We start from the raw sequence: 21694 nt of genomic DNA, 5'->3' as shown, positions 1-21694 counted from the left end.
ATTAATTAATATTAATTAAGTGCAACTCCACTAATATCCGAGTTAATATTTAGAGCGCATACATTCCGATTAGAGTCCCGACAGAATCTAATTAAAAAGGAATGGAAAATGATGAAAACGAATACCCGTTCTCAGTGGATAGCGTTTACGCCGATCGCAATGGCAGTCTGTCTAATGACAGCCTGCTCCGATGGTGATGATGGTAAAGAAGGCCCACCAGGTACAGTGGGCATTACCATTGAACAAGCTAACTCCCTTAAAGCAACGATTGAAAATGTAACAATCGATAGCAAAACCCAAGTTCAAGTTGATTTCTTCTTGAGCAATGCCAATGGTATTGCCGTTACAGGCTTAGAAAACCTTAAAGATCTCGATACCTTAGGTGTAGGCATTGCTAAGCTGGCGCCTCCACAGGCTCACTATCAAGCCAAAACAGCCATAAGCACAGAGGCTACGAGCACGACAGATCCTGCACTGCAGTGGACAAGTTACATCAATAAACTGGTAGAACCCGCTACAAATGCTCAAGTAACGGCTGCGACACAATGGCAAGCAGGTATTGAAACGAGCTGTAAAAGTGACTGTTTAACCTCATTGGGTAACGGTCAATACCGTTACACTTTCAGTCAACCTCTAACGAGCTACCCTCAATTTTCAGGGTTAGATACTCAATATGCACCCGAACGCACCCATAGGATCTATCTTGAGTTAAAACCGCTTGCAACTAGCCCTATCGAAACTCACTTAATCAATACGGTATATGACTTTGTTCCGGCAACAGGACAAGCTGCAAAGGCAGATGAAGGACGAGTAGTTATCGCACCTGAACAAGCTTGTTTTCGCTGCCATAATGATGACCTAGCCAATGCGGATACCCGCTTGTTAATGCATGGAAGTAAGCGATTTGCCTATGAAGGCTGCGTTATGTGCCACACAAGCTATTCGGGCGATCCAGAAACCGCTAATAGTCTGGATATGGCAACGCTAACGCATCAGATCCATCAGGCAAAATATCAAGTGGTGGGTTATAAGGGACAGTTATATGACTTCTCAAATGTTACCTACCCAGGTGATATGAAACAGTGTCAGCAGTGCCATATTCCCGGTGCGACTGCCCAAACTGATAATTACAATATTCCGAGTAAAACAGCCTGTCTTGACTGCCATAAAGGGCAAATTCCCGCCGACTGGAATGGTACTGTTGCAGGCCTGTTCCACAATCGGGAAATTTTTGCAAACGCATGGGCATTGAGTTGCAGTGGTTGCCATCCTGATAGTAACAACCCTCAAGGTGTTGGCTTATTCCATAACGCGAAGACCAAGACTGCAGCAAAATTAGCAAGTGATTATCAAGTAAAACTATTGAGTTCAAAGATAAATACTGATGCTCAATCCCTTGAAGTCACATTGCAAGTGCAGCAACTGGATCAACTGCCTGCCACTCAGCCTATGATAAAATCCTTCTGGTTGATTGCGACAGGTCAAGCCGATAGCACCAATCTACCGGTAAACAACGGACAACGTAAAGTATGGAATCTGTTGGCAAATGACCCAAATGTTTCATTAAGCATCATGGGAGCCAATCAACTGAAAGTGACCGTTACTCAGCTTTCAACTGCAGATTTTGGTCATTTAACCCAATCCAAGCTCTACAGTAAGCTAGTGCTTTGTGCTGATAAAAATACCGGATATGCCGTTAATTGCGATATAGCTAATCAGGATGTCAGTCTCAGTGCTATTAACTCGCTGACATTGTCGGGTGATGCGGTTACCACTAAAGCCAAAGCTGACGAAAACGCTTGTCGCCAATGCCATGACAAAGGCTTAGAGGATAGAGTGCTTTCCGCACATCAGTTAGGCAGTATGTTTGAGCCTAATAGCCAATGTGGTACATGTCATGCGCCTCAAACATCAACCGCATTAACCGATGGACAATGCCGTAGTTGCCATAATAGTGAGACAGTGATGTATCTCAATGCCAACTTAATGCATACCCCAGGATCGGATCAAATCAAGCCGTATAGAACGCTTAATAACACCTTAAGCTATAGAGAAATGGTGCACTCACTGCATGCAGGGACTCGGACTGTTGAAGGTTTTGGTAAACCACGTCCAGAACTGACCTATCCCAATTCTAAAAATGGTTGCAGCTCATGTCATAGTAAAGGTCAATTAGATCTTAGCGGACTGAATGAGCAACAATCACTCTTAGTTGCCACGCCAGGTGCCACTAACAAAGGGCAAATTGCAGAATACTCACCCACGTTAGCAACCTGTAGTGCATGTCATACTAAACTTGATAGTTTAGCCGTCCATGCACGAGGCTTTGGTGGTGTTTATCAAAGTGATGCCAGCGGTGGTCGAATTTATCAGCCAGGACAAGAATCATGCGCAGTTTGTCATGCCGAAGGCCGATCTTCTGGTGTTGATAAGGTACACAAGTAAAAGACGACATCTTAATCTAGTCAGTCACGGCGATTAACTTTGTCGTTATATTGCCAAGATTACCGCTAAAATTTATTGTTAATGAAAATAGCCGCTCACCATGTGAGCGGCTATTTTTTAGGACGATGATTTAATCATCAGACTAATCACGCTGTTGACTATCAACAACCAGTGTTTGGCTATAACCATTGAGTCCAGTGTTAGCTGACTTAACGACATTTAAGGCTTCTGTAGTAAGCGCATTATTGCCATTTAAGAGATCGTTTAACGTCCCTGATTCACCATTTACTAAGCCTAACTCTCTTAACATCGCATCCACAACGGGCGCATTTGCGCGATAATTTAACGCGGCACTAGTCACTTGTTCAGCGATACCGCCTTGATGTTGAACGCCTTCGCTACCGGCAGTAAATTGATTACCTGTACCATAACCTTGAAGAATTTTAATCCCTTCAATGTTTTCCAGCGGTTTAACGGCTTGTGCGACAATTTCTGGCAGAGCTTTAAGAATGGCAAGGGATTTTTGCAAGGCAATTTGTTCATCACGCAGCACGTTTTCTGCTTCATATAAGGCTTGTTTACCCGCAGCTTCAACGGCATACACTTTTTCATCCGCTTCTGCTTGCAGTTTTTTTGCATCGGCGCTGGCGCGTGCCTCAATCAAAATGGCACTCGATCTGTCTTCAGCGGCACGTTTTTCAGCTTCCGCTTGCACTGTCACACCTACCGCATCACGTTCAGCTTCTTTACGGGCATCAATCACTTCAATTTCTTTACGACGATTGGCTTCGGCTACTTGGCGCGCTGTAATTACCGCTTCTTCTTTCTCAACTTTCAGTTTTTCAGCTTCGGCAGCACGGGCACGGGCTGCGGATTCTTCTTCAGATTTAGCCGCCACAGCGATACGTTTTTCCTGCTCAGAAACTTCAATATCCCGTTGCTGTTGAATACGTGATTGCTCAATGAGCTTATATTTTTCAATCTCGCGGGTTTCGATATCTTTGGTTTTCTCGATTTCTGCGGTTTCGATAGCACGCTCTTTGGCAATCTCGGCTTCGCGTTCTTCACGGGCCTTATTTTCTTTCTGCTTGATGATTTCAGCTTTCTGATCGGCGCGTTTAAATTCTAAGGATTGCTGCTGGATCAAGCGGGCTTCTTCTTCCGACTTTTCAATTTCCAGCGACTCTTTTTCGGCCTCTAAATTACGCTGTTCAATCTTAATACGGTTTTCCTGCTGAATATCGTTGGTCTCTTTACGTTTTTCTTCGATAATCTTCGCCAAACGAGCACGACCTTCAGCATCGAATGCGTTGTTTTCATTAAAAAACTGTAGATCTGTTTGATCAAAACCCGTTAATGAAACCGATTCGAGTTCGAGACCGTTTTTCTCAAGATCGTTAGCCACGTTATTCTGTACACGCTGTACAAAATCGGCACGCTGCTCATGCATCTCTGTCATGGTCATTTCTGCAGCCACGGCACGCAGCACATCAACAAACTTTGATTCCATCAACTTTTTAAGCTCTTCCACTCGGGTAGTGCGCGTACCTAAGGTTTGCGCCGCCATGGAGATACCTTCTGAATTGGGCGCTACACGTAGATAGAAATCGGCTTTCACATCGACCCGCATTCTGTCCTTAGTGATAAGGGCATCTTTTTGGGTTTTCTCAACTTCAATACGCAAAGTATTCATATTGACGGCAATGGTTTCATGCAATACAGGAAGCACAATAGCACCGCCATCTTTTATAATTTTCTCACCACCAAAACCTGTACGTACAAAAGCCATTTCTTTCGTGGCACGCTTATACAGCTTGGCAAAAATCAGCCCGATCACTGTCAGACCGACCACAACCATGGAGGCAATCAGCAAGAAAAAGTAGCTTGAGTTCGTTACATCATTTAATACATCCATTTGATTTCCTTCTCGATTAAAATATGACTTTCAAGATTAATTATCAAAGCGTGTTGCAGACCATACTCGGCCTTCACGTCTAAGGAGCACCACTTGGGTGCCTGAGGCAAACTCGATCCCTGAAGTTTCAGGTTCGACTAAAACATAATGTTTTTGTTGATGTTTATCGCGGACAACCGCTTCGGAGGGCATGCCTTTTATGGCACAGCCTAAAGTGATAGTGCCAACATAACCACTAAGATCATCTAGCGATATCGCACTTGATTCATTTTTAGGTAAATGGTCGGCAAGTAATCGTCCTAGATATCGGCAAGCAAAGGCACTTGCCACGACAGCAATTGGCAGTGTAAACAGTTGTGGCAGAAGAACGCCCACGACACTTAAACTGATAAAATTGACGAGATAGCCCGCAATGGCAAAACTGGTCAGTGCAAGCACAAACCAAATCAGCAGAGGGAGCCGATTGAGGCATAACCAACCAGCAATTCCTGTAAGGCCGCCACCCATATCGGGATGATAATCAACATCGGTAGGTACCCATTGATCCAAGGCGCTTAACATGCTTAAACCAATTAAGAGGGCTAAAGCTTCAAACACCCCCAGAAAAAGCACACAGGCAAAAGCAATGGTGTAAGGTAAATTTGGCTGCTCAACTAAAAACGCCCACATAATCATCTCCTTGAACAATACAGCATTCCATTTATGTCACTGTAATTATCAACTTGTGAACGACAGAATAGCAAGATACGAATCGTTTCTAAATTAAAAATGAACGCTAAAATGGGTTTATTCCTTCCATTTTATGCACCAATGCTATTGCAATTATCCCTGTACATTCTCAGTCATGTTGAACGAATACAATCAAAACTGACTTAGCCACTTGCTCTGCAAATCGTCGCAATGACCATAGGTTACGTAGTTGTCATTTCGACAGTAACGATAAATGGCCTTATAAAGTACGTTAAATCCATACTCAATTCTGCAACTTAAGGTTGTTTGGGTATATAATGCCGAGCTTATTTTAATCGGGACACTTTGAACGGGATAAATATCGGCCATGTTACTGCGTGCAATCACCCCACTGGATTGGGATGCCATTTTAGCGATCCAAGACGAGTGTTACTCACAACTGGATCCTGAGCCACTGCACGTACTGCAAAGTAAATGGCAAGTATCACCCCAGTCCTGCTTTGTATTTGAAGTCAATGAGTCCGTTGTTGGTTATTGTTTGGCTCATCCTTGGACCACAAATATGCCACCGGCGTTATATGAGCCTATTACCCATTTACCTAAGGCTGATACCTTATATCTACACGATATTGCGATTTCAGCCAAAGCCCAAGGTTTAGGCGCGGGGACTAAGGCGCTCACCCGATTAAAACTATTAGCGGATCGTTTTAACCTCAACTCATTGTCCTTAGTTGCAGTGCAAGGCGCCGATAGCTACTGGCGAAAAATGGGGTTTAAACCTCACACCATTGATAAGTGTCTTGGCTCTTACACCCATGATGCCATGTACATGATTTATAAAATTAATCATAGAGATTAAAAATGAATCCCACCCTAACAACTATTGGCTTACTCTGTCTTAGCAATATCTTTATGACTTTTGCTTGGTATGGCCATTTAAAAACCCTAGGCTCAAAACCTTGGATTATTGCAGCCTTAGTGAGCTGGGGGATCGCCCTATTTGAATACTTACTACAAGTACCTGCTAACCGTATCGGTTACACGGTAATGAATGTCGGTCAGTTAAAAATTCTGCAAGAAGTCATCACCTTAAGTCTGTTTGTCCCCTTTGCCTATTTCTATATGAAAGAACCCTTAAAACTCGATTATCTGTGGGCAGGCTTGTGTATTCTAGGCGCAGTGTATTTTATTTTTAGAAGTGAATTTAATTAATTTCAGGAGTTTTCCCCCATGGCTCGTCAAGTCACTTATACCTTCAAAGGTCAGACTAAAACTATCGCTTTTAGCTACGACAAACACCATGATTTATATGAAGCCGTCGCCGAAGCGGAAGGCATTGACCTTACGAAGTTTTTAGCCATGGAACAACAAATTGCCATGACCTCACGCAAAGGCGCAAAGGCGGAAAAGGATTTTAGAAAAGTTGAATTTGCCCGTTTTGGTTTTAGTAATATTCACTTTGTTCGTGATGAAGAGCCCGAAGCATAAGTATCATTATGCTCTAGTAACACCTTTTTGAGACTAGGATTTGCCAATGTTAAACAGTGAACACGCCAACTTTCCACGGGCAGGCTTTTTTCGCCGATTAGGTGCGGCCATCTATGATCTGTTATTAGCCCTTGCGGTCTATATGTTTGCGGGTGCTATTGGTTTTGGAATATTTTTCGGTCTAACATCTTCAGGGCTGGTCAGTATGAATGGCTTTGAGCATATTTCAGACGCCTTAAATGGTACGCCAATTTACCATGGTATTTATCAATTATGGCTCGCCCTGTGTGTTGGTACTTTCTATGCGCTATTTTGGAGTCGAGGTGGGCAAACCTTAGGTATGCGCGCCTGGCGCCTTAAAATCCAACATCCTAACGGCCAAAATTTAAGCCTGATCACTGCCTATGCTCGCATCATTTGGTCACTGCTTGGCGTTGGTAATTTATGGATTTTGATTAACACAGATAAATTAGCCTTGCAGGATATGATGACACGCTCCGAAGTGGTTGTACTATCAAAGGAAGCCAATCAAATGCGCAACTGGCACGGGGCTTAACCTCCCAGAATCTAGCCAAAATAGCCCATAAAAAACGACGCTTATGCGTCGTTTTTTATGAGCTAAATAGAGGTATCATCGCCGAATAAAGTAGAAGGCAATCCCGGTAAATAGCAAACTCGGCGCCATCGCCCCGACATACGCGGGTAGCTCATAAACAATACTCATAGGGCCAAAGATTTCATTGCTGATGTAAAAGCTAAAACCCGCGACAACACCTAATAATACCCTAGCGCCCATAGTCACAGTACGTAAGGGGCCAAACACAAACGACAGCGCCACTAACATCATGACCCCAACCGTGACAGGCTGCATCAGCTTACGCCCTAACGCTAACTCATAACGACTAGGATCTTGGCTATTGGTTTTAAGGTAGTCGAGATAACCGAGTAAACCTTGAATGGATAGTGCTTCGGGTTTAACAGATACAACACTGAGCTTATCGGGTGTTAAACTCGATTGCCATATATCTTCCTCAAGGTGCTCTAAGGTTACTTGATCATAGGTCAAATCGGTTCGCTTAACATCGAACAAACGCCAACTATCGCGAGTAAATACAGCCCGCTCAGCATGCACAACCTTAGTGAGTTTAAGTTCACTATTGAACTTATAGAGCGTGATATTGTTAAGTTTGGTGATATTTTCCACTTCACCTATATTGACAAACAAATCGCCATCCTTCGCCCATATACCACGGTGGGATTTAATCAAACTACCGCCGGATAGTTTTATCGCTTGCAGCTCGTTAGCCTTTTGCTCTGCAACTGGCGCTCCCCACTCACCAAGAGCCATCACCATGAGCATCAGTGGCACAGCAGTCTTCATGGCAGAAAGGGTAATTTGTAAACGGGACAATCCAGATACCTGCATTACCACAAGCTCGGAGTTAGACGCTAACATTCCCATACCAATCAAGGCACCAAGCAGCACAGCCATGGGGAAAAACATTTCAATATCACGGGGGATTAAAAAAAGCACATAAATACCTGCGTCCATCATGGTATAAGTGCCACGTCCCACCAAGCGCAGTTGGTCAACCCACTTAATAATGCCAGACAACCCCGTCAGCACCAGTAAACACAAAGCAGATGTGCTTAAAATCACTCTGGCAATATAAAGGTCTAAGATCTTCATACGGCCACCTTCTTACGTGCCATAGCAGTAGATAAACGTGCAAATAAAGGTCTATCTTTACCCAATAAAAATATTCCCATAATCAGTGCCGATAAATGTATCCACCACATACCTAAATATTGTGGAATAACACCATCTTGTAATGCTTTACGACCTGCTACCATCAATCCAAAATACCCCAAATACAGCAGTACTGCGGGTAACATCTTAGCAAATTTGCCTTGACGCACATTGACCCTTGCTAAAGGCACGGCAATCAACGTCATGATGGGAATCGCAAGGGGAATAGCAAGCCGCCAGTGAAATTCAGCGACTGCTTCTGCGCTTTCAACTTTAAGCAAATCGGTAACGGTTAATGCCGATAATTTACGGCGCCGCTCATCCACCTGCTGCTCTTTAATCTGCATTTTATAGCCACCAAATTCGATCATTTGGTAGTCCTTTAATCTTGGGCTCCCCTGATAACGAACACCGTTATTAAGTTGTAATTGCTGAGCGCCCATATTGTCTTCTAATACGCGACCGTTTTTAGCCACGACAACATTTGTCACCCCCGTTTCATCGGAGGGATCAGGTAGCTGAGCCACAAACACTTTTTCTAATTCATTATCTTTGCCAATACGCTCGACAAACAGTACCGCACGGCCGTTAGGACTTGCTTGAAAGCGTCCTTGAACTAACGCGGCAAGTCCAGCCTCAGATTGTGCTTTTTCAAGCACTTGATTTTGTTGTTCCTCTGCCCATGGCGTTACGTAAAGCGATAAGTACCCCGTAAACAACATATTCACTACAGCCAGAATTAACGTCACCCGAGTGACATACCATTCACTCACGCCTACGCCATGGAGGATCACCATTTCATTTTCAGAGTACATGCGGCCGTGAGCCACCAAAATACCCAAAAACAAACTTAAGGGTAAAACCAAAACGACTAAGGCGGGAATGTTAAGTCCAATCAGGGTCACAATTAATGAAGCAGGAAATTCGCCATCAGAGGCGTCGGCCAGTATGCGCACAAAATGCTGGCTAATAAAAATAGTTAACAGCACCAAAAGTACGGCAATTTGTGCCTTAAAAACTTCTCGAATAAGGTATCTAAATACAATCACAGGCAGGATCCGGTCTCTAAACTTATCTTTTTGCTGGTAACAGACTAACTTTCATGTAAACTGTCTACTTTTGATAGTTTTCTGACCAGCTTCAGGGGTTCTTGGTAAACTTAAGTTTAATTGCTGTTTAACAAAAACATGCGACTCAAGTACCGAGAATAAATCACCTTTGGAGTAATAACTTAGGCCCTTTTCGGGACAAGCAGACATTATCCAATAAATATAAAAATTTGTCTTTAAGAATCTAGGAGTGCCCATGGAGTTTAGCGTAAAGAGCGGTAGCCCCGAAAAACAACGCTCAGCCTGTATCGTTGTCGGTGTTTATGAACCCCGTCGTCTATCGGGTATCGCGGAGCAATTAGACAAAATTAGTGAGGGTTACATCAGTAACCTGTTGCGTCGTGGAGACTTGGAAGGAAAGCCTGGGCAGATGTTATTACTGCACCACGTCCCTAACGTACTAAGCGAACGCGTATTATTAGTTGGCTGTGGCAAAGAACGAGAACTAGACGAACGCCAATATAAGCAGATCATCACTAAGACGATCAACACATTAAATGAAACAGGTTCAATGGAAGCTGTATGCTTTTTAACTGAATTACACGTTAAAGGCCGTGATACCTATTGGAAAGTACGTCAAGCCGTTGAAACGACTAACAGTAGTCTGTATAGCTTCGATGCCCTAAAAACCCGTAAAGGGGAAACACGCCGTCCTTTGCGTAAACTCGTTTTCAATGTCCCGACTCGCCGAGAATTAACCTTAGGCGAACGCGCCATTGAACACGGTATGGCAGTATCTGCCGGTATGCACTTGTGTCGCGATGTCGCAAACATGCCACCTAATATTTGTAATCCTGCTTATTTGGCCTCTCAAGCGCGTCAACTGGCCGAAGTGCACGAAAATCTACATGTTACTACTATCGGCGAAGAGCAAATGGCCAAACTGGGGATGAACTCATACCTCGCAGTTGGTCGTGCTAGTGCGAATGAATCCATCATGACAGTGATGGAATATAAAGGCGCAATCGACAGCACTGAAAAGCCGATCGTATTGGTTGGAAAGGGGTTAACATTTGACTCTGGCGGCATTTCATTAAAACCTGGCGAAGCTATGGATGAGATGAAATACGATATGGGTGGTGCAGCGGGTGTTATCGGCACAATGAAAGCCATTTGTGAAATGAATTTACCCATCAACGTCGTGGGTGTACTCGCAGGCTGTGAAAATATGCCTTCGGGGAATGCTTATCGCCCAGGTGATATTCTGACCACAATGTCAGGCCAAACCGTTGAAGTGCTTAATACCGATGCTGAAGGTCGTTTAGTACTATGTGACGTATTAACCTATGTTGAGCGTTTTGAACCTGAGCTGGTTATTGATACAGCGACCCTCACAGGGGCTTGCGTGATAGCCTTAGGTAAGCATGCTTCTGGCCTATTCTCATCGCACAACCCATTGGCGCACGAGCTGCTAAATGCAGGTGAACAAAGCGGTGATCGCGCTTGGCGCATGCCTCTTTGGGATGAATACCAAGATATGCTCGACAGCCCATTTGCGGATATGACCAACTTAGGCGGTCGTCCTGCGGGAGCCATTACTGCAGCTTGCTTCCTATCGCGCTTTGCTAAAAAGTACAATTGGGCCCATTTAGATGTGGCAGGCACAGCATGGAATAGTGGCGCCAATAAAGGCTCGACGGGTCGTCCTGTCCCTCTTTTGACTCAATTTTTGATCAATCGTGCTGGCGTTGAATTAGGCGAATAAACTTAATTCAAAGCTAACATATAAACAGGCGAAGATAATCCTCTTCGCCTTTTTTATCTCCTTGAAAATAGAGTTTTTATGATTACTCCTAAGGAACATTAAGCTATCCCTGATTGTTATTTGACAATCCCTCATATTAAACAAGTTTTGATTGACAGCCGCGCCCTAGCCCTTTAGTTTTAACCCCATGAAAACAATGACAGCAACTTTTTTTACTTTCTTTTTTACACCCCCACTCTAGGAGGCGGATTTACTGTGTAAAAACGAAAGTAAAAATCCAAAGCCTCCCAAATGGGAGGCTTTTTTGTCTTAAACGATTGATTAATACACGGCGGCAATTGAGGTCATCATGCATAAACCACAGCCTTTAAATCAAACTCGAGAGCAAATCACCCATCTCGATAATGAACTTCTCTCATTACTCGCCGAGCGCCGCCGCTTAAGTTTAGAAGTTGCCCGCAGTAAAGAGGTTGATGTCAGACCGATTAGGGATACACAAAGAGAAAAAGAACTCCTCGCTAGGCTGGTCAAAGCAGGGAGAGAAAAAGGCCTCGATGCCCATTATGTGATCTCACTTTACCAAAGCATCATTGAAGATTCAGTATTAAATCAACAAGCATATCTGCACGGCCGTGCCAATCCAGAGACACAAAAACAGCAATATTGTATCGCCTACTTGGGTGCTCGAGGCTCCTATTCTTACCTTGCCGCAACGCGTTATTGCCAGCGCCGTCAAGTCGATATGCTGGACTTAGGTTGCCAAAGCTTCGATGAAATAGTGCAAGCAGTAGAATCAGGGCATGCAGATTACGGTTTCCTACCGATTGAAAACACCTCATCGGGTTCCATTAATGAAGTTTATGATGTACTGCAACACACTAGCCTTTCCATCGTCGGCGAAACGACTATCGAAGTCAGCCACTGTCTGTTAGCTAAAGCCGGCAGTAAAATAAGCGACATTAAAACCGTTTACGCCCACCCTCAACCAATTAGTCAATGTAGCAGATACCTAAGCCAGCATAAGGACTTAAGGCTAGAATACTGTTCAAGCAGTGCTGAAGCGATGGAGAGGGTCAATCAGAGCCCAGACAATAGCGCCGCAGCTATTGGTAGCGTCGAAGGTGGTGCGTTATACCAGTTAGAATCCATAGAAGCGGGACTTGCAAATCAGAAGATTAACCAGAGCCGCTTTATTGTTGTCGCCCGAAAAGCCGTTGCCGTGCCAGAACAACTGCCTGCAAAAACCACTTTAATTATGGCAACGGGCCAAAAGGCGGGGGCATTAGTGGAAGCCCTGTTGGTATTGAAAGCTCATCAGCTAAATATGAGTAAACTCGAATCAAGACCGATTCCCGGAACCCCTTGGGAGGAAATGTTTTACCTTGATATTGATGCCAATATTTCTAGTGAAGCGATGCAAGCAGGATTAAAACAATTAGAGCGGATCACTCGATTTATCAAAGTATTAGGTTGTTATCCCTGCGAGACGGTAAAACCAACCCAACTGAGCAACAGCCAGCTATTAATTGAACCTAGCACCTCGAAAACCCAAGTGATTAGCGATACCGTTCCCGATGCTAATCCATTTAGATACAGTAAGGCCTACAAAGCACAGGCAAGCGAGATTAACTGCGGCCCTTTCTGCATTGGTGCGGGTAATATCGGCGCAATAGCTAAGATAGTGCTCACACACGAGCAGTCTCACTTAGCATTAACGCAGTTTGAACATAAAATAAAACAGCTTAAAGAAGCGGGATTTCAAGCCGTTATTTTGGACAACATTAACCAGCTTGTCAGTCCAGAACTTATCTTGCCAAAGCTTCGCCAAACGTTGCATCAATACGATCTGTTATGCATTATCGCCATTGAGCAAGCAATTGATATAGTCCTAGCAACTCAGCAGGGCGATATGCTGTTTTTGACAGGTAAACATATGTTTAATCAATCCTTACTCACTCAAGCAGGGACTCTGCCTATCCCACTATTACTTGAACGTAACGATATGGCGAGCTATGAGGAGTTTTTAGCGGCAACGGAAGTCATTTTAAGCCAAGGGAATCAACAGTTGATCCTCTGTGACTCGGGCGTTCGCACCTTCAATAACGCTAATCTTCCTACATTGGATTTAACGAGCCTTATTCAGATAAAAGCCACCAGTCATCTTCCTATCGTCATCAATCCTTGTTACGCCATCGCGGATGAAGCACTGATCTTACAAACCAAAGGTATTAAACAATTAAAAGCCGATGGTTTAGTGCTTAACTGCAACCTAAATGACAATGATTCACTTAAGCTGATGAGTTCAGTTGTAAGAGAACTGTACAACTGACAGGGAAATGTCCCTCTGATAAAGCGTAAATGACCAACTCGTTTGCTGGTCATTTACAGCTATCAAAGCATAAAGCTAACAAAAAAAGTGAACCAAACTCGAAAGTGCAAGTAGACAGGAGAGTACAACTAAACTTCGATGCCATCGATAAGGCCCAGCCAGCCTTTAATAATACGATGGCAAAACCAAATAATACCAAACAGATAAATCGAAAGACTGAGCCAAGTTATCGGCACCCAATAGCCAAGCACTAATAAGCCAATAAAGATAAGATTAGAATGTCGCTGCCAACGCAAATGCGATACCAAAAGTGCATTCCCATGAGATTGGCGTTGAGAGAGATTAATAAATAGGCTCAGTAATACAGGCAGTAAAAGTAAGGGAAAGCCCGACATCAATGCATAAAGCAAATGCCCAAGGCTGCGATCTTCAATTTTTGCGGCATAAGTGGTTGTCGTTGTCATTGAGAGACTCCAGCCAGACGAATAGACTAGGCGCAAACAACTACGCCCTTGTCTTTAACCTTACGTTCTCACAGCAAGAATCGCAACTCAGGAGTTAAAATATTTCTGTGTGATGAAAATATATCCTTGGTATTTTTGCGTTCAGAGAACGAGCGTCACATCCGATGTTAGTTTCGTTGAACAGGCCAAAACATAACCCGCTTCAATTTCTGCAGGTGTTAAGGTCATGGTACTACTCGACTCAGTCGTTCCTTCTACCACTTGGCATTTACAAGCCCCACAAACGCCTGAGCGACAAGCGGCAATAATAGGCAAACCTTCGGCTTCAATACCTTCAAGCAAGGTTTGCTCAGGTAATAAGGCTCGCGTTTTATCGCCGATTGATAACATAAAAGACGAACTGGCATTTGCGTGTTCTACATCCAGTACTTCAGCTTGTTTGACTCGGCTTTGTGCCTCTTTAACCGCAGTAGCAAAACTCTCATGGTGCAATTGGCTCATATCAAACTGAAGCTCGTTAAGGATGCTTTTTACCGATTGCATATAAGGTTCTGGACCACACAAGAATATCGTTCGCTCAGCAAAATCGGGCACTAAATTGCGTAAACTTTCGGCATCTAATCGGCCTGTATCATAGAATATAGGCTCGTTATGCCAAGGTTTGGTGGTAGTGACAGATTCCAACATATAACGAAGTTTAAAACTGCGGTGACGTTGAGCCATGGTTTCTAAGGAGGATTTAAAAATGATATCAACTTCTGTTCGAGCGCTGTGTAAAAAAGCGATATCTGCATCCATTTGACTGTCAGTTAAATATCGCGACATAGAGTACATGGGCGTAATGCCACAACCTGCACTCAAAAAAAGATATTTCTGTGCAGGAATATCAAACAGATTAAACTGACCTGTAGGTGGTAACACTCTGACACTCTGACCAGGCAAAAGATGGTCGATAAGATAGTTAGATACAAGCCCACCAGGGACACGTTTTATCGTTACCATTAAGGAATAAGGCCTCGAAGGCGAAGATGACAAGGTATAACTACGGCAAGCCTGTTCCCCATTAATCTCAAGCACAAAGGTCATAAACTGCCCCGGCTTGTAATCAAACTTCATTGGCTCGCCCGCCTGAAAACGAAAACTCACCACATCAGCAGTTTCTTCCCAACGCTCAACACACACTAAATGATTGAAGCTCTCCTTTAGCTTGGGAGCAATAGATAAAGCCTCTGCTTTCGATATTACACTCATATTCATAGCAATTTTACCCACGAAAAACTGCGGTTTTACCCATTCAGCTAAAACCGCAACTAACCAATAGTTCTAGGCTGAGTTAAGCCACGTTTAGCATGGTCTTTAAGTCCGCCTCAACGGTGGTCGTGTTTCTTAAACCAAACTTATCTTCTAAAATTTTGGCTAAGTTTGCCGTTAAGAAAGCAGGAGGTGTTGGCCCTGTCCGGATATTTTTAACGCCAAGAGAAAGCAAGGTCAGCAATACAACAATGGCTTTTTGCTCAAACCAAGAAAGCACTAAGCTCAGAGGTAATTCATTGATATCACATTCAAACACTTCAGCTAATGCAATCGCTAACTGGATCGCAGAATAAGCATCGTTACATTGACCCACATCGAGCAAACGCGGAATACCGTTAATATCACCAAATTCGAGTTTATTGAACTTATACTTACCACAACCTAGCGTCAGGATTATTGAATCCTTAGGTGTGGATTTAGCAAGTTCAGTAAAGTAGCTTCTGTCGGCTTTATCACCGTCACAACCACCCACAAGGAAAAAGTGTTTTATTGAACCATTTTTCACATTTTCAACCACAGCAGGGGCTGCCGCCATTAACGCATTGCGAGCAAAACCTATAGTGATTTTGTGCGGGATCTCATCGTAATTAAAACCCTCTAAAGCAAGTGCTTTATCAATTACTGCCGAGAAGTCATCACCGATGATGTGCATAACGCCAGGCCAGCCAACGATGCTGCGAGTAAAAATACGATCGCTATAACTGCCCACATTTGGATCAATAATGCAGTTTGATGTCATCACCACAGCGCCAGGGAAATTGGCAAATTCCTTCTGTTGGTTCTGCCAAGCGCTGCCATAGTTACCAACAAGGTGAGGATATTTTTTAAACGCGGGATATGCCAGTGCTGGTAACATTTCACCATGGGTATAGACATTAATGCCCTTACCTACGGTTTGTTCAAGAATAAGCTCTAAGTCCTTCATATCATGGCCAGAGACTAAAATCGCCTTGCCTTTAACTGACTTAGTATTCACCACCGTTGGTTCGGGGTGACCGAAGGATTGGGTTTCACCCGCATCGAGCATCGCCATAATACGGTAATTTAATTGGCCAATTTCCATCGCTGTGGCAAATAACTTATCCCCATCAACACTCGACTCACCTAAGAATGCCATGATTTCGTGAAATCGGCCCGCAACCTCAGCGTCTGTTTGGTCAAGCACGCGAGCATGCTCCATATAGGCTGCGGCGCCTTTAAGGCCATATAAGCAGAGTAATCTTAAACCAAGAATATCTTCATGGATTTCATGCTTGTCTTTATTCAATAACGCGATAGGTGCCTGAGAGAGCATTTCAACTTTACTGGTGCCCAACACTAACTGTGCCACTTCTGGCACTTGCTCTGCCACTTTTCCCGCTCTTTCACAGGCTAATTCATAAGCCGCTTTCAAACTAGCGCGGTATTTAGCAGCCTGCTGTGCATAAGCGACTATGCGCTCATCATCAAAGTTAACGTTAGTCAGAGTAGAAAAGAATGCTTTAGGTACGAAACTATCGATTTCGGCATCGACAATACCTAACTCACGGGCCTTAACCGCATACACTGAAACCCCTTGCAGCATATAAATTAATAAATCCTGCAAGTCAGATGTCGCGGCCAACTTGCCACACATACCTTGAGAATAGCTACAACCATTACCTGCTGGTGTACGAATAGTTTGCTCACACTGAATACAAAACATGGATAGACTCCTAATTTAAATTCATGCTTTATTTATGCATGTTTAAACTTAGTCTACCGAAACCCTGTACAAGCGATAGATATTTTTAAAATCCTCTCTCAAATTTGCGAGGGTTATCACCTTAAGTGATTGCTAATACTCAATGTGACAACGTCGATGTTGACATAACAAAACGCCCATCAATGATGGGCGTTTTTATGGCGTAACATATTATTAATTAATTGGTTTTCATATCATTGACCGATTGCAGCATAATACGACTTTCGCGCTGAAATTGTGGTGCAAAATCCCCAAACCACTGAGCAACAGCTTGGAACTGCTTAATAAACTCGTTCCTGTCACCCCGTTTGAGCAGATCTAGGGCTTCACGGTAGTTATCTAAATAATCGCCAATTGCATGCTGACTATCTTGCTGAGCAAAAATAATATCAGCGTAAAGCTCAGGACTTTGGGCAAACAAACGCCCTACCATAGCGAGCTCTAAACGATAAATCGGCGAGCTAAATTGCAGTAAAGTATCGATATCCGCCTCTTCCTTGCACAGATTCAAACCGTATACAAAAGTTGAAAAATGACGCATTGCCTGCACTAGCTGCATCGCACTATCATGGCGCTCAGGTTCGGCTTCGACAATCCTCGCCCCCCATATTGCTATTTGCTCAAGTAGCCATTGATACTTTTCTGGTGAGCGACCATGGCAAACAACGACAACCTGTTTCGCTAGGCTGCCAACATCAGGACCAAACATAGGATGAAAACCAACGACGGGACCAGAATGCGCCTCAAGCATGGCTTTAACTGGCTCAGTCTTGATAGAGGTCAAATCGGCCAAAATGCAATCTGCTGGTAACTGAGTCAGTTTTTCACGAATAAGCTCGCAGGTAATCGCTATCGGCACAGTCACTAATACCATGCCCGCATCGGCAAATAAGCTATCCGCCTGTTGCCAATCGTCTTTATCGAGCAGGTTTACTTGGTAGCCAGATAAGGTCAGCATTTGTGAAAATAGTCCACCAAGCTGGCCTTTACCACCGATAATCACCACAGTTCCTAGATCTTTTTTGACTTGTTTAAAGCCAACATCTTTCTCATTAAGATAAGACTCACGCATCAAACGACGCAAAATATCTTCGATCAACTGCGGCTCAATTCCTAGGGCTTTTGCTTCATCACGGCGTTTAGCTAGCATGGCAGCTTCACGCTGCGGTGCATAAATGGGTAAACCAGCGCCGTGTTTCACCGTGCCCACTTGTGCAACGAGATCCAAGCGCTTACGCAGTAAATGCAGTAATTGCTGATCGACACCATCAATTAAGCTTCGAAGATGTTCTAATTCGGCCGTTGTTTTTTCATTCATACCTGAGTCCATTAAGCTGTTGCCAATTTAAGCGTTAGCGACCTTAAGCATATCGAAACGCGTTGGAAGTATTGAAGATAACTTCGCAGCGCCTTGACGTAAAACAGTTTCTGTTTTTTCCCAATTAATACAAGAATCTGTCACAGAAACACCGTAAGCTAGCTCGCTTAATGGCCTATCACAACTTTGATTGCCTTCATTTAGGTGACTTTCTAACATCACCCCGATAATGGACTTGTTACCATTGTAGATCTGCGCAAAAACATCTTCACACACAGGTATCTGCCGCGTGTAATCCTTAGAAGAATTGCCATGGCTGCAATCGATAATAAGGCGGGCATTAAGTTTGGCTTTATGAAGCTGCGCCTCACATTCTGCCACACTCGCCGCATCATAGTTGGGCATTGCACCACCACGTAAAATCACATGTCCATCTGGATTACCTGCAGTTTGCAATAGCGCTACTTGGCCCTGTTGATTTATGCCCATAAATCTGTGGCTACTGGCCGCCGATTTTAGCGCATTAATCGCTACATCGAGCTTACCATCGGTGCCATTTTTAAAGCCCACCGGCATAGACAGACCCGATGCCATTTCCCTATGGGTTTGCGATTCAGTGGTGCGAGCGCCAATAGCAGACCAAGTGACTAATTCAGAAATGTATTGTGGGCTAATAGGATCGAGTGCTTCAGTGGCGACGGGCAGCTCAAGCTCGGCGAGCCAAATCATCAGTTCACGCGCCATCTTTAAGCCTTTTTCGACATCGAAGGATTCGTCCATATCGGGGTCGTTAATCATGCCCTTCCAACCGACCGTAGTACGCGGCTTTTCAAAGTAGACTCGCATTAAGATGTAAAACTCATCACTGAGTTCATCGTGCAGAGTTTTAAGCCTTAAAGCATATTCTTTTGCAGCGGCGATATCATGTATGGAGCAAGGTCCCGCCACAATCAACACACGGTTATCACGTTTATGGACAATATCAGCCACAGTTTTACGGGCATTAAGAATATAACGATAGGCATGCTCAGACAGTGGCAAGGCATTTTTAAGCTCTTGCGGCGTGATTAAGACTTTCTCTGAACTGATGTGTACGTTGTTAATCGTATCCTGCTGCATGCTTACCACCTGAGGCTATTAATTCGGAATAATTTGGAGCACAAGTTCAAATCACTCAATGTCCATGAGGAATAAGGAAAAGTATTCCCTACCCAGTCGCAATACTGTAACGCTACACCATTACAACAAGGCGACAACTATGCCTGTAAACAAAATTAAGATCAAGGAAGAATTAAACAGTAAAAACAAAAAACCGCCACTAGGGCGGTTTTCTGTGCGAACACTACGTCTTGTTTTCTGTAACTGGAACTATTATTTAGTTGCCAATTTCTCACGGATACGTGCAGATTTACCTGAACGATCACGTAAGTAGTACAGTTTGGCGCGACGAACGCGGCCACGACGCTTAACTTCAATGCTTGCGATCAGAGGGCTGTGCGTTTGGAATGCACGCTCAACACCTTCACCATTAGAGATTTTACGTACTGTGAATGCAGAGTGCAGACCACGGTTACGTTTAGCAATTACAACGCCTTCGAAAGCCTGTAAACGCTCTTTGTCACCTTCTTTAACACGAACCTGAACGACTACTGTATCACCAGCACCAAACGCAGGAACGTCTTGTTTCATTTGCTCATCGTTGAGCATTTTAATGATGTTGTTCATAACTTACTCCGTTCTAGAATTAACTGAGCTACGACTAAGCATGCTTGTCCATTGCTTCAACGAACTGCGCTAAAAGAGTCGATTGTTCGTCAGTCAGAGCTAGATTTTGCAATAATTCTGGTCGTCGCAGTAAAGTCCTACCAAGGCTTTGCTGTAAACGCCAGAGTCTAATTTGTTCGTGGTTGCCACTTAGCAGCACTGCGGGTACATCGAGTCCATCAAGGCTTTCAGGGCGAGTGTAATGAGGACAATCCAGTAAACCGTCGGAGAAAGAATCTTGCTCCGCCGAAGCTTGTTTTCCTAGCACACCAGGAACCAATCTCGATACTGCATCTATCATGGTCATCGCAGGTAATTCGCCGCCCGAAAGCACGTAATCCCCAACCGACCATTCTTCATCCACTTCCGTTTGAATGATGCGCTCATCAATACCTTCGTACCGACCACACACCAAAATCAACCGGGATGATTTAGCCAACTCAGTCACGCCTTGCTGATCCAGCTTGCGTCCTTGAGGTGACAAATAAATCACCTTTGCCTCTTCGCCTGCAGCTGCTTTCGCAGCATGAATGGCATCGCGTAAGGGTTGCACCATCATCAACATGCCGGGACCACCGCCGTAAGGCCTGTCATCTACCGTATTATGTCTATCATGGGTGAAATCACGGGGATTCCACGTGTGCAACTCAAGCAGGCCGTTTTTCACGGCTCGACCCGTAACACCAAAGTCTGTAACGGCACGAAACATCTCTGGGAACAGGGTTATTACCCCTAACCACATCTGTTGTACCTCGACTTAGAAGTCAGGATCCCAATCCACTAAAATCTGTTTACCTTGCACATCCACCGTTTTGATGAATTGCTCAGGGACAAAGGGGATCATACGTTCCACTTTGCCGAAACTATCTTTAGCGTTGGCTTTAACCAGTAATACGTCATTCGATCCTGTTTCCACGATCTGATCGACGATCCCCATGTTATAACCTGTTGTATTGACCACTTCGCAACCGATAAGATCACGCCAATAGAATTCATCTTCTGGCAATGCATCCATCTGTTCCGGTAAAATCGCTATCTCACAATTTGTGAGCATTTGCGCTTGCTCCCGGGTATTGACACCTTCAAGCTCGGCAACAACTGCCTTACCTTGGTATCGCCACTGAGTGACCTTTACTTCCCGCCATTCACCATTTTCTTTAATAAGCCAAGGTGAATAATCAAAGATACCTTCAACAGAATCGGTATAGGCGGTGATTCTCAGCCAACCTTTAATGCCATGACAGGAGCCTAATTTCCCCAGTACGACTGGCTGTTGGTTACTGCTCATCAATCTATACCTTAACGCTATTAAGCAGTTGCTTTACGAGCGTCTTTGATCAATTTTGCTACACGTTCTGTTGTAGCAGCACCGTTAGAAACCCAGTGCTCAACGCGTGCTAGATCTAAACGTAAAGTTTCTTCTTGGCCACGGGCCAATGGGTTGAAGAAACCAACACGCTCAATGAAACGACCATCACGAGCGTTACGGCTGTCAGCAACAACGATGTTGTAAAATGGACGCTTTTTAGCGCCGCCACGAGCTAAACGAATGGTAACCATGCGTTTTCAATCCTCTAATGATTTGCTTGAAGCAAAAATAAAAACTGGAACCCCGTGTTCGCGAAGAGTCCCAGATAGAAAGCCGGAAGATTTTACCTGACTTTTCAACGAATGCAACCC

General features: G+C 44.1%; 20 protein-coding genes and 1 other annotated feature. Of the genes, 7 read left to right on the top strand and 13 right to left on the bottom strand.

Translation table 11 applies throughout. The features are described from left to right. Positions 1–108 precede the first annotated feature (108 nt). Entirely contained in the window at positions 109–2445 is a 2337-nt protein-coding gene (locus JEZ96_RS05555; protein ID WP_025007389.1) for an OmcA/MtrC family decaheme c-type cytochrome, read from the top strand. A 142-nt stretch (positions 2446–2587) separates the two neighbouring features. Here JEZ96_RS05555 and JEZ96_RS05550 read toward each other — a convergent pair whose 3' ends face one another. Both JEZ96_RS05550 and JEZ96_RS05545 read right to left on the bottom strand, forming a co-directional pair. Then, positions 2588–4360, bottom strand: coding sequence for a flotillin family protein (locus JEZ96_RS05550; RefSeq protein ID WP_025007388.1), 1773 nt, complete (start codon positions 4358–4360; stop codon positions 2588–2590). Between the two features lie 36 nt (positions 4361–4396). Continuing rightward, complete coding sequence (locus JEZ96_RS05545) at positions 4397–5029, bottom strand: YqiJ family protein (protein WP_011790250.1); 633 nt, start codon at positions 5027–5029, stop codon at positions 4397–4399. 388 nt (positions 5030–5417) lie between these two features. On the opposite strand from JEZ96_RS05545, the gene JEZ96_RS05540 reads away from it, so the two are divergent. The 4 genes from JEZ96_RS05540 to JEZ96_RS05525 are packed head-to-tail and all read left to right on the top strand — an operon-like array spanning position 5418 to position 7094. Then, positions 5418–5909 carry a GNAT family N-acetyltransferase gene (locus JEZ96_RS05540; RefSeq protein ID WP_025007387.1) on the top strand — a complete coding sequence of 164 codons (492 nt, stop codon included), beginning with the start codon at positions 5418–5420 and terminating at the stop codon, positions 5907–5909. A gap of 2 nt (positions 5910–5911) precedes the next feature. Beyond that, positions 5912–6262 (top strand): DMT family protein, encoded by a 351-nt coding sequence (locus JEZ96_RS05535; RefSeq protein ID WP_006082592.1) that lies wholly within the window; start codon positions 5912–5914, stop codon positions 6260–6262. Positions 6263–6280: 18 nt separating this feature from the next. Next, positions 6281–6538 carry a DUF2960 domain-containing protein gene (locus tag JEZ96_RS05530; protein ID WP_007646407.1) on the top strand — a complete coding sequence of 86 codons (258 nt, stop codon included), beginning with the start codon at positions 6281–6283 and terminating at the stop codon, positions 6536–6538. 46 nt (positions 6539–6584) lie between these two features. After that, positions 6585–7094, top strand: a complete 510-nt coding sequence (locus JEZ96_RS05525; RefSeq protein WP_011790253.1) for an RDD family protein — start codon at positions 6585–6587, stop codon at positions 7092–7094. 75 nt (positions 7095–7169) lie between these two features. Here JEZ96_RS05525 and lptG read toward each other — a convergent pair whose 3' ends face one another. Continuing rightward, positions 7170–8228: an LPS export ABC transporter permease LptG gene (lptG, locus tag JEZ96_RS05520; protein ID WP_011790254.1), complete on the bottom strand. Its 1059-nt coding sequence runs from the start codon at positions 8226–8228 to the stop codon at positions 7170–7172. Beyond that, entirely contained in the window at positions 8225–9337 is a 1113-nt protein-coding gene (gene lptF, locus JEZ96_RS05515; RefSeq protein WP_011918898.1) for an LPS export ABC transporter permease LptF, read from the bottom strand. Before lptF ends, lptG begins: the two co-directional genes overlap by 4 nt. Positions 9338–9593: 256 nt before the next feature. On the opposite strand from lptF, the gene pepA reads away from it, so the two are divergent. Both pepA and JEZ96_RS05505 read left to right on the top strand, forming a co-directional pair. Then, a complete protein-coding gene (gene pepA, locus JEZ96_RS05510; protein WP_011790256.1) occupies positions 9594–11102 on the top strand; it encodes a leucyl aminopeptidase in 1509 nt (502 codons plus the stop codon). A 189-nt stretch (positions 11103–11291) separates the two neighbouring features. Then, positions 11292–11411, top strand: a sequence feature (Phe leader region). A 40-nt stretch (positions 11412–11451) separates the two neighbouring features. Beyond that, positions 11452–13431: a chorismate mutase gene (locus JEZ96_RS05505; RefSeq protein WP_011790257.1), complete on the top strand. Its 1980-nt coding sequence runs from the start codon at positions 11452–11454 to the stop codon at positions 13429–13431. Positions 13432–13559: 128 nt separating this feature from the next. Here JEZ96_RS05505 and JEZ96_RS05500 read toward each other — a convergent pair whose 3' ends face one another. The 9 genes from JEZ96_RS05500 to rpsP form a co-directional block, all read right to left on the bottom strand. Continuing rightward, entirely contained in the window at positions 13560–13895 is a 336-nt protein-coding gene (locus JEZ96_RS05500; protein ID WP_011790258.1) for a hypothetical protein, read from the bottom strand. A gap of 141 nt (positions 13896–14036) precedes the next feature. Continuing rightward, a complete protein-coding gene (locus JEZ96_RS05495) occupies positions 14037–15152 on the bottom strand; it encodes a hybrid-cluster NAD(P)-dependent oxidoreductase (RefSeq protein WP_061782659.1) in 1116 nt (371 codons plus the stop codon). 76 nt (positions 15153–15228) lie between these two features. Further along, positions 15229–16893, bottom strand: coding sequence for a hydroxylamine reductase (gene hcp, locus JEZ96_RS05490; protein WP_011790260.1), 1665 nt, complete (start codon positions 16891–16893; stop codon positions 15229–15231). Between the two features lie 217 nt (positions 16894–17110). Continuing rightward, positions 17111–18250, bottom strand: a complete 1140-nt coding sequence (gene tyrA / locus JEZ96_RS05485) for a bifunctional chorismate mutase/prephenate dehydrogenase (protein ID WP_025007385.1) — start codon at positions 18248–18250, stop codon at positions 17111–17113. 27 nt (positions 18251–18277) lie between these two features. Beyond that, a complete protein-coding gene (locus tag JEZ96_RS05480) occupies positions 18278–19369 on the bottom strand; it encodes a 3-deoxy-7-phosphoheptulonate synthase (RefSeq protein ID WP_011918895.1) in 1092 nt (363 codons plus the stop codon). 252 nt (positions 19370–19621) lie between these two features. Then, positions 19622–19975, bottom strand: coding sequence for a 50S ribosomal protein L19 (rplS, locus tag JEZ96_RS05475; RefSeq protein WP_006080791.1), 354 nt, complete (start codon positions 19973–19975; stop codon positions 19622–19624). A 34-nt stretch (positions 19976–20009) separates the two neighbouring features. After that, positions 20010–20756: a tRNA (guanosine(37)-N1)-methyltransferase TrmD gene (gene trmD / locus JEZ96_RS05470; RefSeq protein ID WP_011790263.1), complete on the bottom strand. Its 747-nt coding sequence runs from the start codon at positions 20754–20756 to the stop codon at positions 20010–20012. A gap of 15 nt (positions 20757–20771) precedes the next feature. After that, positions 20772–21302 (bottom strand): ribosome maturation factor RimM, encoded by a 531-nt coding sequence (gene rimM / locus JEZ96_RS05465; protein WP_011790264.1) that lies wholly within the window; start codon positions 21300–21302, stop codon positions 20772–20774. A 20-nt stretch (positions 21303–21322) separates the two neighbouring features. After that, positions 21323–21574, bottom strand: coding sequence for a 30S ribosomal protein S16 (rpsP, locus tag JEZ96_RS05460; protein WP_011790265.1), 252 nt, complete (start codon positions 21572–21574; stop codon positions 21323–21325). Between the last annotated feature and the right edge of the window lie 120 nt (positions 21575–21694).

It is taken from the genome of Shewanella putrefaciens (assembly GCF_016406325.1).
Taxonomy (GTDB): domain Bacteria; phylum Pseudomonadota; class Gammaproteobacteria; order Enterobacterales; family Shewanellaceae; genus Shewanella; species Shewanella putrefaciens.
Note: the sequence above shows the minus strand (reverse complement) of the source record. Positions and strands in the feature narration are given on the sequence as shown.

What these genes read in the sequence shown, in the direction of transcription:
- JEZ96_RS05500 (WP_011790258.1), bottom strand. Translation starts at nt 13,895, where the DNA reads ATGACAACGACAACCACTTATGCCGCAAAAATTGAAGATCGCAGCCTT.
- JEZ96_RS05525 (WP_011790253.1), top strand. Translation starts at nt 6,585, where the DNA reads ATGTTAAACAGTGAACACGCCAACTTTCCACGGGCAGGCTTTTTTCGC.
- JEZ96_RS05505 (WP_011790257.1), top strand. Translation starts at nt 11,452, where the DNA reads ATGCATAAACCACAGCCTTTAAATCAAACTCGAGAGCAAATCACCCAT.
- JEZ96_RS05545 (WP_011790250.1), bottom strand. Translation starts at nt 5,029, where the DNA reads ATGTGGGCGTTTTTAGTTGAGCAGCCAAATTTACCTTACACCATTGCT.
- JEZ96_RS05530 (WP_007646407.1), top strand. Translation starts at nt 6,281, where the DNA reads ATGGCTCGTCAAGTCACTTATACCTTCAAAGGTCAGACTAAAACTATC.
- JEZ96_RS05555 (WP_025007389.1), top strand. Translation starts at nt 109, where the DNA reads ATGATGAAAACGAATACCCGTTCTCAGTGGATAGCGTTTACGCCGATC.
- rpsP (WP_011790265.1), bottom strand. Translation starts at nt 21,574, where the DNA reads ATGGTTACCATTCGTTTAGCTCGTGGCGGCGCTAAAAAGCGTCCATTT.
- lptG (WP_011790254.1), bottom strand. Translation starts at nt 8,228, where the DNA reads ATGAAGATCTTAGACCTTTATATTGCCAGAGTGATTTTAAGCACATCT.
- JEZ96_RS05535 (WP_006082592.1), top strand. Translation starts at nt 5,912, where the DNA reads ATGAATCCCACCCTAACAACTATTGGCTTACTCTGTCTTAGCAATATC.
- JEZ96_RS05480 (WP_011918895.1), bottom strand. Translation starts at nt 19,369, where the DNA reads ATGCAGCAGGATACGATTAACAACGTACACATCAGTTCAGAGAAAGTC.
- trmD (WP_011790263.1), bottom strand. Translation starts at nt 20,756, where the DNA reads ATGTGGTTAGGGGTAATAACCCTGTTCCCAGAGATGTTTCGTGCCGTT.
- JEZ96_RS05540 (WP_025007387.1), top strand. Translation starts at nt 5,418, where the DNA reads ATGTTACTGCGTGCAATCACCCCACTGGATTGGGATGCCATTTTAGCG.
- tyrA (WP_025007385.1), bottom strand. Translation starts at nt 18,250, where the DNA reads ATGAATGAAAAAACAACGGCCGAATTAGAACATCTTCGAAGCTTAATT.
- rplS (WP_006080791.1), bottom strand. Translation starts at nt 19,975, where the DNA reads ATGAACAACATCATTAAAATGCTCAACGATGAGCAAATGAAACAAGAC.
- rimM (WP_011790264.1), bottom strand. Translation starts at nt 21,302, where the DNA reads ATGAGCAGTAACCAACAGCCAGTCGTACTGGGGAAATTAGGCTCCTGT.
- hcp (WP_011790260.1), bottom strand. Translation starts at nt 16,893, where the DNA reads ATGTTTTGTATTCAGTGTGAGCAAACTATTCGTACACCAGCAGGTAAT.
- JEZ96_RS05495 (WP_061782659.1), bottom strand. Translation starts at nt 15,152, where the DNA reads ATGAATATGAGTGTAATATCGAAAGCAGAGGCTTTATCTATTGCTCCC.
- JEZ96_RS05550 (WP_025007388.1), bottom strand. Translation starts at nt 4,360, where the DNA reads ATGGATGTATTAAATGATGTAACGAACTCAAGCTACTTTTTCTTGCTG.
- pepA (WP_011790256.1), top strand. Translation starts at nt 9,594, where the DNA reads ATGGAGTTTAGCGTAAAGAGCGGTAGCCCCGAAAAACAACGCTCAGCC.